At 35.8% G+C, this 12,735-nt stretch carries 9 protein-coding genes; 3 read left to right on the top strand and 6 right to left on the bottom strand.

The window, feature by feature from the left end; genetic code table 11:
- Positions 1-73: 73 nt before the first annotated feature.
- On the bottom strand, positions 74-217 hold the full coding sequence (locus FLAPXU55_RS15465) for a hypothetical protein (RefSeq protein WP_180858838.1): 144 nt from the start codon (positions 215-217) through the stop codon (positions 74-76).
- On the opposite strand from FLAPXU55_RS15465, the gene FLAPXU55_RS15460 reads away from it, so the two are divergent.
- Positions 201-650 (top strand): hypothetical protein, encoded by a 450-nt coding sequence (locus tag FLAPXU55_RS15460; RefSeq protein ID WP_053470653.1) that lies wholly within the window; start codon positions 201-203, stop codon positions 648-650. The two genes, FLAPXU55_RS15465 and FLAPXU55_RS15460, sit on opposite strands and share 17 nt — an antisense overlap.
- Before the next feature lie 132 nt (positions 651-782).
- Here the strand turns inward: FLAPXU55_RS15460 and FLAPXU55_RS15455 are convergent, their stop codons facing one another.
- The 5 genes from FLAPXU55_RS15455 to FLAPXU55_RS15435 form a co-directional block, all read right to left on the bottom strand.
- Positions 783-1,361 carry an NAD(P)H-dependent oxidoreductase gene (locus FLAPXU55_RS15455; RefSeq protein WP_180858837.1) on the bottom strand — a complete coding sequence of 193 codons (579 nt, stop codon included), beginning with the start codon at positions 1,359-1,361 and terminating at the stop codon, positions 783-785.
- A gap of 167 nt (positions 1,362-1,528) precedes the next feature.
- Positions 1,529-2,089, bottom strand: a complete 561-nt coding sequence (locus FLAPXU55_RS15450; RefSeq protein WP_180858836.1) for a Crp/Fnr family transcriptional regulator — start codon at positions 2,087-2,089, stop codon at positions 1,529-1,531.
- A gap of 102 nt (positions 2,090-2,191) precedes the next feature.
- Positions 2,192-3,082 (bottom strand): Ppx/GppA phosphatase family protein, encoded by an 891-nt coding sequence (locus FLAPXU55_RS15445; RefSeq protein WP_180858835.1) that lies wholly within the window; start codon positions 3,080-3,082, stop codon positions 2,192-2,194.
- Positions 3,083-3,118: 36 nt separating this feature from the next.
- Positions 3,119-5,197 carry a polyphosphate kinase 1 gene (gene ppk1 / locus FLAPXU55_RS15440; protein ID WP_053470649.1) on the bottom strand — a complete coding sequence of 693 codons (2,079 nt, stop codon included), beginning with the start codon at positions 5,195-5,197 and terminating at the stop codon, positions 3,119-3,121.
- Positions 5,198-5,202: 5 nt separating this feature from the next.
- Positions 5,203-5,688 carry a SixA phosphatase family protein gene (locus FLAPXU55_RS15435; RefSeq protein WP_053470648.1) on the bottom strand — a complete coding sequence of 162 codons (486 nt, stop codon included), beginning with the start codon at positions 5,686-5,688 and terminating at the stop codon, positions 5,203-5,205.
- Positions 5,689-6,185: 497 nt separating this feature from the next.
- Here FLAPXU55_RS15435 and FLAPXU55_RS15430 point away from each other — a divergent pair, with 497 nt between their 5' ends.
- On the top strand, positions 6,186-6,737 hold the full coding sequence (locus FLAPXU55_RS15430) for an Fn3-like domain-containing protein (RefSeq protein WP_180858834.1): 552 nt from the start codon (positions 6,186-6,188) through the stop codon (positions 6,735-6,737).
- Positions 6,738-6,785: 48 nt separating this feature from the next.
- A partial coding sequence (locus tag FLAPXU55_RS15425; RefSeq protein WP_180858833.1) for a VWA domain-containing protein occupies positions 6,786-12,735 on the top strand: 5,950 nt, incomplete at its 3' end.

The following is a 12,735-nucleotide window of genomic DNA, read 5'->3' as shown; positions in this document are numbered from 1 at the left end:
GTTTTTCTATTGTTGAAATCCAAAGTCCAAAGTCGAAAGTCGAAAGTCAAACTGAAGAAAAAGTCAATGTCAATCAAAATGACAATGGGAATTCTGCTGTAAATACTACAACGCAAACTCCTGCTGCTGAAACTCCAAAAGTTGAAACTCCTACTCCAAGGGTTGAAATAGGCGGTGAACCTAAAGTTTCTGCGTTTTCTTTGGCGAGTATTCGCAAGAAAAAAGAATTAGAATTAAGCAGTAAATCTTACGTTAAACCATCATCTTCATCTGTTTTGCCTACTGAAGAGTTTACTGAAACAGAAATGTTAGTGCAATGGAATAAATATGCAGAACGTTTAGGTCAGAAAGGTTTGAAGATCATGGAGTCTATCTTATTAATCAATGATCCTGTTTTAAACGGAACTAACATTACTTACGAACTTCCTAACGAAGGTTCTAAACTGGAATTCGAAAGTCAGATGAATGCGCTTTTAGGACATTTAAGAGGTCACCTTCACAATCATGATATTACTATTGAAGTAATTGTAAATGAAAAAGTTGAAACTAAAAGAAATTTAAACGATCAGGACAGATACAATCGTTTACATGAAATCAATCCAAACATTGAACTTTTGCGTTCTACATTTGGATTGGAATTACCTTCTTAGTGTTTTTTTTTTAAAGCCACGACTCGAGCGATAGCGAACAGGCGAAGCAATTACACTAATTTTCACTAATTTCTTTATGCTGAAATTCTAAAAAATAATTCGTGGAAATTCGTGTAATTCATAGCTAAAAATCTACTTATTTTTTAAGCCGAAATCGTAGATTTTATCCAGCCATTTTGCTCTTTGGAGATCGTGAGATCCTTTTATGATTCCAACGTAGCTTACTTTTACGGGTTTTACACCGCAGAATTCTAATGTTGATTTTTTTAATTGATTTACGCTTGGTCTTCCAAAAAACAATCTGTAATACCAGCTTGGCTGATCTAAAGTAGTTATAATATGTGCTGTTTTCCCTTTTAGCAATTTATCCCACCAAACTGAATTTTCTCTGTATTGAAATGCCATTCCGGGTAAAAATAATCGATCTATAAATCCTTTTGTAATTGCCGGAAGTCCGCCCCACCAAACGGGATGTATCCAAACCAAATGATCGGCTCTTTTGATTTTTTCCCATGATTCTAATAAATCCGGTTCTAATTCGGTTCGTTTTTTGTAACCGAATTTTAGATTTGGGCTGAAATATAGGGAAGCGATTGTTATGGTTTCTACAACTGCTCCAGAAGCAAGTGCTCCTTCTTTATATTCATCGGCAATAGCGAAATTAAAGCTGTCGGGATTTGGATGTCCGTTTATAATCAGTATTTTTTTCATATTAATGTTTTTTCAAAAATACTATTCGGGGCATTTATTTTACTGGACAAATGTCTAGAAAATTACTCAGATTTATTTCTCTTTTTCTCTCGCAGATTTAGCAGATAAAGCGGATTTATATTTAAAAAAATCTGTTGAATCTGCTAAATCTGCGGGAAACAAAAAAATTAAACAATTGCTTTTCTGATTCGGCTTAAGTGTCTTGGCGTAACGCCTAAATAAGATGCTAAATATTGTAACGGAATTAACTGTATGTATTTTTGATGATTCTTATACAATTCTTCATAACGCTGGGCTCCGGATAATTTTTGAAAAGAAACCATTCTTTTATGCAGGTTTACAAACTCTAATTCTGTTAATTTTCTTCCTGTTTCCTGCCAGTTAATGCTTGATTGATAGAGTTTCTCCAGACCTTTACGATCTAAAATCTGCAGTTCTGTTTCGGCTAAAGCCTGAATGCTTTCTTCTGCTTTTTCTTCTGTTATAAAACTGGAGAATGAGGCCATGAATTCATTTTCGAAAGCAAAACAATTGGTAATTTCGTCACCTTTATGATTCAAAAAAAAGGAACGCAAAATTCCTTTCTTTATAAATACAATTTCATTGCAAACCTGATCTTCTGTCAATAAAAGCTCTCCTTTTTTCAGTGTACGAAAAGTTATTAAATCATCTAAAAGTGATAATTCTTCTGCAGAGAAATCCTGTATGGCCTGAAAAATTGATTTCATTTATGAAGGTTTTGCCACGAATTACACGAATTTCCACGAATTATTTTTACACTTTTGAATAAAGAAATTAGTGTAAATTCGTGTAATTCGTGGCTAAAAAAATTAAATTTTACCGTAATACATCGCTTTAACGATTCCGTCAGAAAGTCCGATTTTTGGAACATAAATCTGGCGTGCTCCACTCCATTTCATCGCATTCAAATAAATACGGGTTGCGTGGATAATAACGTCGGCACGGTCAGAGTTTAAACCTAATTCAGCAATTCTCTGTTCGTAAGTCAATGAATTTAAAAAGGCATATTGTGAATTGATGTAAATGTATGAAAGCGGTTTTTCCTGCTGTTTTCCAGACATTTTAAACAATTTATTGATGTTTCCTCCAGAACCAATCAACGTAACTTCATCGTAATCTGCTGTATTGGCTTTGATCCATTTTTCGATTTCATCCCAAACTACATCATGAACCATATTATTCAGTAAACGAACGGTTCCGGCTTTGAATGATCTTGAAGTAATCATTTTTCCGTCAGAGAACAAAGTAAATTCTGTACTTCCACCTCCAACATCAACAAAAAGATAGGTTTCATCTCTTTTTAATAAATGATGTAAATCTGTAGAAGCAATAATTGCAGCTTCTTTTTTACCATCAATAATTTCAATTTTAATGTCGGCTTTTTTCTTGATTAAAGCCACGACTTCTTTTGCGTTATAAGCTTCGCGCATTGCAGAGGTTGCAAATGCCATATAACGTTCTACTTTATGTACTTTCATCAAAAGGTTAAATGCTTTCATGGCATCAATCATTCGATCTATATTTTCTTCTGAAATTTCGCCTACGGTAAAGGCGTCTTGTCCCAAACGAATTGGCACACGAACAAGCGAACTTTTATTAAACTGCGGTTCTTTTCCATCTTGTTCCACAACATTCGATATCAGAAGCCTCATGGCGTTTGAACCGATATCTATTGCTGCAAATTTCCTTATATTAATCATGCTCACTCTATGATTTTTGTAATTGAATTTAATTATTTAGTCTACTTTTTGAGGAACCTCTTCTAGTACCGCAATCTTGTCTTGATAATATTTATAGGTTTCAAATTGTGCTCTAAATGGGGCATGATGATTTCTAGGCTTATATTTATTATCTAATTTATAGGAATGATATCTTACTTTTACGTTTCCTTTCCAGGCAATATTGAAATTGTCGATTAATTCTTTTTTGATTTCGTGATCGTAAACCGGACAAGTTACTTCTACTCTTCCGTCAAGGTTTCTGGTCATAAAATCTGCCGAAGAAATGTATACTTCGTTTAGACCTGCATTTCCAAAAATATATACTCTCGTATGTTCTAAATAGTTATCTACAATACTTATGGCTTCAATGTTTTCACTCATTCCCGGGATCCCCGGAATCAGACAGCAAATTCCTCTTACATTCAACTGAATTTTAACTCCGGCATTACTTGCTTCGTATAGTTTATCGATCATTTTAAAATCAGATAAACTATTCATTTTTAATTTGATAAATGTTTTTCTTCCGGCTAATGCGTGAAGAATTTCACGATCTATCAGTTTTATAAATTTTGTTCTCGTATAATGCGGCGAAACTATTAAATGCTTATATCTGTGAATTCTGTAATTGATATCGAAGAATTCGAATATTTTCGAAACGTCTTTTAAAATTCCCTGATGACAGGTAAAAAGTGTTACATCGGTATAAATTTTAGCGGTCGACTCGTTAAAGTTTCCTGTTGAAATAAATCCGTAACGACGATTTTTTCCGTCTTCGGTTCTTTCGATTACACATATTTTACTGTGTACTTTTAGTCCTTTTATTCCAAAAATAAGTTCAATTCCTTCGGTCTGCATTTGCTCGGCATAGGAAATATTCGAAGCTTCGTCAAAACGTGCCTGAAGTTCAATTTGAACGACTACTTTTTTTCCATTTTTTGCGGCGTTTATCAATGAACTGATAATTTGTGAGTTCTTTGCTAAACGATACAACGTAATTTTTATACTTGTTACTTTTGGATCCAGAGCTGCTTCTCTCAAAAATTTTGTCAAATACGAAAATGACTGATATGGAGTATGTATCAGATAATCTTTTTTATTGATTTTTTCTAGAATACTTCCGTCAAGACTTAAACCGGGAACTGGCAAAGGTTCGTTTGGTTTATAAAGTAAATCGTAACGTCCTAAATTTGGAAAATCCATATAATCGCGTCGGTTGTGATATCTTCCTCCGGGAATTATACTATCTGTTTCTACAATTTTCATTTTATCTAAAAAGAATCGCAGCGTATCCTCTTCAATTAAACTGTCGTAAATAAAACGAACTGGTTCTCCTATACGACGGTCTTTTACAGATGTAGCGATTTTCTCGAGCATACTTTTGCTCAAATCGCTGTCTATATCTAACTGTGCATCACGCGTAATTTTGATCATGTGTGCCGAAACACTTTTGTAATCGAATATATTAAAGATGTTTTTTAGTTTGTAACGAATAACATCATCAATTAAAATTACGTATTGTTTATCATCTTCTGAAGGAAGTACAACAAACCTGTTTATGGTTTTAGGAATTTCTATTAAAGCGTAACGAACTTCATCATTTTTCAATTCGAGACGAACGGCTAAATATCCTAAAGTATCTTTTAAAACCGGAAATACAGCAAGATCATTTAAGATAATGGTAACTAACTCCGGACTTAATTTTTGCATGAAAAAGTCCTTTAGAAAACATTCCTGTTTTGGTGTAATCTGATCTTCGTTTATTATGAATATATTTTCTGCTTCAAGTTCTGCTTCGATATTTCCAAGAATACGTAAACTTTCTGATTGCTGCTGAATTACGATTTCTGTAATATCTTTAATTAATTGATGAGCAGAAACTCCGCCTAAGTATTTTTCACCGGAAATTCCAGAAAGGCTTAATCTTCGAATTGCGGCATATCGAACCCTAAAAAATTCATCTAAATTATTTGAAAAAATTCCAACAAAACGCAGTCTGTCTAAAAGTGGAACCGTATTATCTGCGGCTTCCTGAAGTACTCTTGCATTAAACGCTAACCAGCTTTTTTCTCTATCGATATATTTCTGTTCGTACACTTGATTTATTTTAGGTCTTTGGGGAATAATGTTTTATGGGTTTTGCCTTTATTGATTGAGTCCCAGCTTTCTGAGTCAAATTGTAATGAAACAAAGCCTGAAGTTGGAACATTATCGATAAAAACATCCCCAAATTTATTAACAAAATTTGTAATAGCCTCGTTATGTCCAAAAAGAATAACGCTTTCTAAACTATTATCACACGATTTGATAACTTTTTCGAGTTGTCTTTCATCAAAAGTATACAGATCGTCTTTGTAAATGATACTTTCTATGGGATATGAAATATTTTGTGCAAAAATTAAAGCTGTTTCTGAAGCACGTGCGGCTGTACTGCTCCATATAATATAAGTCTTAGGAAGATATTTTGAAATATTTGTCGAAACTTCATGAGCATCTAAAATCCCTCTCTTCATTAAAGGTCTGTCAAAATCTTTTAAAGGGGCTTCCCAGCTTGATTTAGCATGACGTATTAAAATTAAATTTTTCATAAACAGGAGGTTTAAAAAACCGCAAAAAAGGGCTGCGATTTTATTTAAGTTCTAATTTACAAAAGATATTTTAATACTCCCCATTTTTTTATTTCTGTTAACATTAAATGGAAATTTTAACAAGAATAAATAATCCTCAAAACGTTAACAATCCAATTTTTTTGATTTTTCTATTCTTAAAAAAATGTTCTTCGTCTAGTAAAACTGCACTTAGTCGAGATTTTGATATTGACAATAAATTAACCAAATAATTGATTATTAACCATTTAACATCGATCAAGTAACGTGGTTTTTGATAAAAAAGAAAGAAAAATCAGTAATAAATTTTTACCGAACTAATCAAAAAAATCTTTTTTTGAGGCAATTTTTAATAAAAAAAGAGTAGTTAAACGAGTTTTTAGGTTAGTTACAGATAAAAAAAATCAATTAGAAAAACTCTAATATAATTTTGATTATGTTAAAATTTCAAGAATATCACAAACTAAATTCTTTAAGTTATGAAAAGTAAATCTACTCTTAAAAAGGCCGTAAAATTTGTGAGCAATTGTAAGTATATTTTTTTACTGTCTAAAAATATCTTTCAAAAAAGCATTTTTTCATTCACACTCTTCCTGATCTCTACCATCTCATTCGCACAGTCGGGTGCATGCAAAACGACTTTAGAAGTTGAGAAAAACAGAAACTATAGTAATGCTGGCGAAGATGGTGCTTACTTTACTCTTGTTTTAACAAATGAAGGCAATTCGACAGATGTTTATAACCTGAATGCCGCTAATGTAAATTCTGCCTGCTCCAATAACGATGGAACCGGTACATCTGATAATGTTAATCTAAACAGTACTTTTTTGGATAACAATTCATCTCTGATAACTTCTATTACAGTTCCAGCCAATCAAACTGCAACTTTTTCAATTCATCTGACAGTTCCACAAGGTACGTCATTCAATAAATGGAATTGCACGCAAATAAACGCTGTGTCTACAAACTGCTCTAACTACACAGTTAACACTGTGGTACATACGATTGTAAACAATCCTTCTGAAAATTAAATATCCTGAAAAAATATTTAGGCGTTTTTCAATTTAAACTTGCATAAAATGAAAAAAACTTTACTCTCTTTCAAGTTTACAAAAAAGATTAACAAAGCATTTTATCTGTTGTTGTTTTTGCTTTTTTCTATAATAGGCTTTGCACAAACCATTACACCAACAAAAATTGTTACTGTAGCTCCGGGAGTCTGTGGTGCATTAGATGTCGAACTAAAAATTCAGGGATCAAATCCTGTGGCAAGACCTTTAGAAGTTGTTTTAGTAATTGACGTATCAGGAAGTATGGGAGATGGAAACAATCCTAAACCATTATCCCGGGCGCAAGATGCTGCTATTGATTTTATCAACAAAATGTTTTTACCTGCAAATAATACAACCAACAAAAACAGAGTAGCTATTGTAACTTATAGTACTACAGCGTCAATACGAAGAAATTTAACCCTCGCTTCTGGACAGGCAGATTTAATATCTGTTATAAATGGGCTTTCTGCAAATGGAAGTACCAATATTCAGGATGGTCTTGTAAAAGCAAAAACAGTTTTAGACGGCGCTACTTATGACTGCGCTACTGCCAGAAGTATTGTTTTATTAACTGATGGCGTTGCTAACGCGACAGGAACGAATGGTGCAAGCTGTTCTGATGGTCAACAGGGAACTTGTATTCAAAGTGCTATAACGGCTGCGACGGCTGCAAAAACGGTAACAGTTTCTGGTACGAGCTACAATAATCAAATTTTTTCTGTTGGATTATTTGGTGCTATTTCCGGCACTGAACAAACTAATGCACAATATGCTTTAAATCAGATTCAGTCTGGAGGTTCTTTTTTTACAGAAAATGCAGCTGACTTAACTGGAATTTATGGACAGATTTTTACTCAATTATCCTGGGTTGCGAAACAAATACCTTCAACAGCTTTTGAAAAAGAGACCGTTGACAGTAATTTTATAATTGGAACGGTAACTCCATCAAAAGGTACGGTAACAATTGTGGGACAGCAAATCAACTGGAACATTGACTTTTTGAATGTTGAAACGATCACTTTAAAATACCGATTGACTCCAAAACCTAATACTTGCGGAAATCAATTAGTAAGTACATCAAGACTAGATTTTCAAAATGCTGCTTGTGTCACTACATTTCAAAATATAACTTCGCCTACTACTAATGTGCCTTGTCCAATTATAACATTGGCATCGCAAACAAATGTGACTTGCTTTGGAGGAAACAACGGAGCTATTACGTTAAATACTCCTACTGGCGGACAAGCGCCATATACTTATAAATGGACGAAAAATAATGTCGATTTTGCCACTACAAAAGATTTAACGAATTTAAGTTTTGGAACTTACAAAGTAACAGCTACAGATAGTAATGGATGTGCTACAGGAATTTTGACCGTTGAAATAACACAACCGAGTGCAGCGCTGGTTCTTGCTGCTTCATCTAAAACTGATGTTTCTTGTTTTGGAAAAAGTACTGGAACTGTGACCGCGGGAACTGTAACCAATTCAGTTGGAACGGTAACCTATAGTTGGAAAAACGCTTCAAATGTTACTGTTGGAACTACAGCTTCGGTATCCAATCTTCCGGCAGGAACTTATACTTTGAATGTTACTGACAGTTGTTCTTCTCAAACGAATTCCGTTACGATTACACAGCCGAGTGCAGCTTTGGCTTTGGCAACTTCTTCTAAAACTGATGTAATTTGTTTTGGAGCAAGTACTGGAACAGTAACAGCGGGTGTTGTAACCAATTCTGTAGGAACGATTACTTATACTTGGAGAAACGCTTCAAATGTGACTGTTGGAACTACAGCTTCGGTTTCAAATCTTCCGGCAGGAACTTATACTTTGACGGTTACTGATACCTGTTCTTCACAATCCAATTCGGTTACGATTACGCAGCCTAGTGCAGCTTTGACTTTGGCAGCTTCTTCTAAAACTGATGTAACTTGTTATAGTGCAAGTACTGGGACAGTAACAGCTGGAGCGGTAACCAATTCCGTTGGAACAGTAACTTATACCTGGAAAAACGCTTCAAATACTACAGTTGGAACTACAGCTTCAGTTTCGAATCTTCCAGCGGGAACTTATACTTTGACGGTTACTGACAGCTGTTCTTCACAAACGAATTCCGTTACGATTACACAGCCGAGTGCGGCTTTAGCTTTGGCAGCTTCTTCTAAAACGGATGTAATTTGTTTTGGAGCAAGTACCGGAAGTGTAACGGCGGGTGTTGTAACCAATTCCGTCGGAACTGTAACTTATACTTGGAAAAACGCTTCAAATACTACAGTTGGAACTACGGCTTCTGTTTCGAATCTTCCAGCGGGAACTTATACTTTGAATGTTACTGACAGCTGTTCTTCTCAAACGAATTCGGTTACGATCACGCAGCCTAGTGCAGCTTTAGCGTTAGCAGCTTCTTCTAAAACTGATGTAATTTGTTTTGGAGCAAGTACTGGAACAGTAACTGCGGGAACGATAACCAATTCCGTTGGAACAGTAACTTATACTTGGAAAAACGCTTCAAATGTGACTGTAGGAACTACAGCTTCAGTTTCGAATCTTCCAGCGGGAACTTATACTTTGACTGTTACTGATAACTGTTCTTCACAATCTAATTCGGTTACGATTACACAGCCGAGTGCGGCTTTAGCTTTGGCAACTTCTTCTAAAACTGATGTAACTTGTTTTGGAGCAAGTACCGGAAGTGTAACGGCGGGTGTTGTAACCAATTCCGTCGGAACTGTAACTTATACTTGGAAAAACGCTTCAAATACTACAGTTGGAACTACGGCTTCTGTTTCGAACCTTCCAGCGGGAACTTATACTTTGACGGTTACTGATACTTGTTCTTCTCAATATAATTCGGTTACGATTACGCAGCCTAGTGCGGCTTTAGCTTTAGCAGCTTCTTCTAAAACTGATGTAATTTGTTTTGGGGCAAGTACTGGAACGGTAACTGCGGGAACTGTAACCAATTCCGTTGGAACAGTAACTTATACTTGGAAAAACGCTTCAAATGTGACTGTTGGAACTACAGCTTCAGTATCGAATCTTCCAGCGGGAACTTATACTTTGACTGTTTCTGATAACTGTTCATCACAAACTAATTCGGTTACGATTAATCAGCCTAGTGCGGCTTTAGCTCTTTCTGCTTCTTCCAAAACTGATGTAACTTGTTTTAACGCAAGTACTGGAACGCTAACTGCTGGAACGGTAAGTAATGCAGTAGGAACTGTAACTTATTCATGGACAAATGCATCAAATGTGACCGTTGGAACTACAGCTTCGGTTTCAAATCTTCCGGCAGGAACTTATACTTTGACTGTTTCTGATAATTGTTCTTCTCAATCTAATTCGGTTACGATTAATCAGCCTAGTGCAGCTTTGACTTTGGCGGCTTCATCTAAAACTGATGTAATTTGTTTTGGAGCAAGTACTGGAACTGTGACCGCTGGTCTTGTAACCAATGCTGTTGGAACTGTAACTTATTCATGGACAAATTCTTTAAATGCTGTTGTTGGAAATACAGCTTTGGTTTCGAATCTTCCAGCAGAAACTTATACTTTAACGGTTTCTGATAACTGTTCTTCTCAATCTAATTCTGTTACGATTACGCAGCCTAGTGCAGGTTTAGCACTTTCTGCTTCTTCTAAAACTGATGCTTCTTGTTTTGGAGAAAGTACTGGGACAGTAACATCAGGAACCGTTACCAATGCAGTTGGAGCAATAACCTATTCATGGACAAACTCTTCAAATACTGTTGTTGGAAATACCGCTTCTGTTCCGAATCTTCCTGCGGGAACTTATACTTTGACCGTTACTGATGATTGTTCAAGCCAATCTAATTCGGTTACCATTTCTCAACCGGGTGCAGCTTTAACTTGTTCAATTACACAAAATAAAGCCGTAACGGCAAATGGTTTAAGCAACGGAGAGGCTACTGTAACTCCAATTGGTGGAAACGGAAATTATACTTACTTATGGGATAATAATGAAACTACACAAAAAGCTATTGGACTTAATGCTGGATTACATACTGTAACCGTAACTGATGAAAAAGGCTGTACAACAACTTGCAGCATAACAATTACAGAACCTAACGTTTTATCTTGCAGTATTACTCAGGATAGTGCCGTTAAATGTTTTGGAGAAAGTAACGGTCAAGCTACTGTAACTGCAATTGGCGGAAACGGTGACTATACTTATTTATGGGACAATAATGAAACGACAGCTCAGGCAGTTTCTTTAAATGCAGGATTACATAATGTTACTGTTACTGATAAACTGGGTTATACTACAACTTGCACTGTTACAATTACTCAGCCTCAAGAAGCTCTTAGCGCCACAACTACACAAGTTGATGTTGTTTGCGGTGGGCGAAATACAGGATCTGCAACAGTTTTTGCTTCCGGAGGAACAAGCCCATATACTTATTCATGGAATACAAATCCTGCGCAAACTTCAGCTACGGCTACTACGCTGACAGCAGGTAATTATTCTGTTATTGTAATCGATGCGAATTTATGTACCGTTACAAAATCGGTTACCATTATTGATGGAGATTCGGTTAAACCTATAATTGATCCTTTACCAGAAACCTCAACTATCAATTGTCCTGCAGAACCAGTTTTTGCACAAGCGACTGCAACAGACAATATCGGAACTATTGCTTCTTTAACTTTTGAAGATGCTATTGTTCCTGGTAATTGTAGTGGTTCTTATACAAAAACCAGAACTTGGACAGCAACTGATTCTTGTGGAAATATTTCGTTTCCTGTAAGTCAAACTATTATTGTACAAGATACAACTACTCCAAATTGGACAACACTAGCGGGATCTTTAAACCAAACTATTGAGTGCAATAATGCGGAAGCTTTAACTTCTGCGCAAGCTTTATTCCCAACAGCTTCTGATTTATGTGATGCTGATGTTTCGAATATTACTAAAGTAAGCGGACAGTTTGTGGCTTCTGAAGGATGTGCAAATTCTGGAACTTACACCAATACCTGGACTGTAAAAGATGATTGTGGAAATACTTCTGATACTTTCACTCAAATTATTACGATTCAAGATACAACGGCTCCAGCTTGGACAACACAAGCGGGATCTTTAAACCAAACTATTGAATGCAGCAATGCTGAAGCTTTAGCAACAGCTCAGACTTTATTCCCTGCTGCTTCAGATTTATGTGATGCTGATGTTTCGAATATAACTAAAGTGAGCGGACAATTTTTAGCTTCTGAAGGATGTGGAAATGCTGGAACTTATACCAATACCTGGACAGTAAAAGATAACTGTGGAAATACTTCTGATTCTTTCACTCAAGTAATTACAATTCAAGATACAACTGCTCCAACTTGGACAACACAAGCGGGATCTTTAAATCAAACTATTGAATGCAGTAATGCGGAAGCTTTGACTTCGGCGCAAGCCTTATTCCCAACTGCTTCTGATTTATGCGATGCTGGTGTTTCGAATATCACTAAAATAAGCGGACAGTTTACAGCTTCTGAAGGATGTGCAAATTCTGGAACTTACACCAATACTTGGACAGTAAAAGATGACTGTGGAAATACCTCTGATACTTTCACACAAATCATTACGATCCAAGATACTACTGCTCCAACTTGGACAACTCAGACTGGCTCTTTAAACCAAATTATAGAATGCAGCAATGCGGAAGCTTTAACCTCAGCGCAAGCCTTATTTCCAACTGCTTCAGATTTATGCGATGTTGATGTTTCGAACATCACTAAAGTAAGCGGGCAGTTTACAGCTTCTGAAGGATGCGCAAATTCCGGAACTTATACCAATACCTGGACAGTAAAAGACGACTGTGGAAATACTTCTGATACTTTCACACAAATCATTACTATTCAGGATACAACAGCTCCAACTTGGACAACTCAGACTGGCTCTTTAAACCAAATTATAGAATGCAGCAATGCGGAAGCTTTAACCTCAGCGCAAGCCTTATTTCCAACTGCTT

The sequence above is a fragment of the Flavobacterium panici genome (genome assembly GCF_903819335.1).
GTDB lineage: Bacteria > Bacteroidota > Bacteroidia > Flavobacteriales > Flavobacteriaceae > Flavobacterium > Flavobacterium panici.
Note: the sequence above shows the minus strand (reverse complement) of the source record. Positions and strands in the feature narration are given on the sequence as shown.

Coding starts and splice junctions, on each gene's coding strand:
- FLAPXU55_RS15450 (WP_180858836.1), bottom strand. CDS start 2,089: ATGAAATCAATTTTTCAGGCCATACAGGATTTCTCTGCAGAAGAATTA.
- FLAPXU55_RS15445 (WP_180858835.1), bottom strand. CDS start 3,082: ATGATTAATATAAGGAAATTTGCAGCAATAGATATCGGTTCAAACGCC.
- FLAPXU55_RS15455 (WP_180858837.1), bottom strand. CDS start 1,361: ATGAAAAAAATACTGATTATAAACGGACATCCAAATCCCGACAGCTTT.
- FLAPXU55_RS15430 (WP_180858834.1), top strand. CDS start 6,186: ATGAAAAGTAAATCTACTCTTAAAAAGGCCGTAAAATTTGTGAGCAAT.
- FLAPXU55_RS15435 (WP_053470648.1), bottom strand. CDS start 5,688: ATGAAAAATTTAATTTTAATACGTCATGCTAAATCAAGCTGGGAAGCC.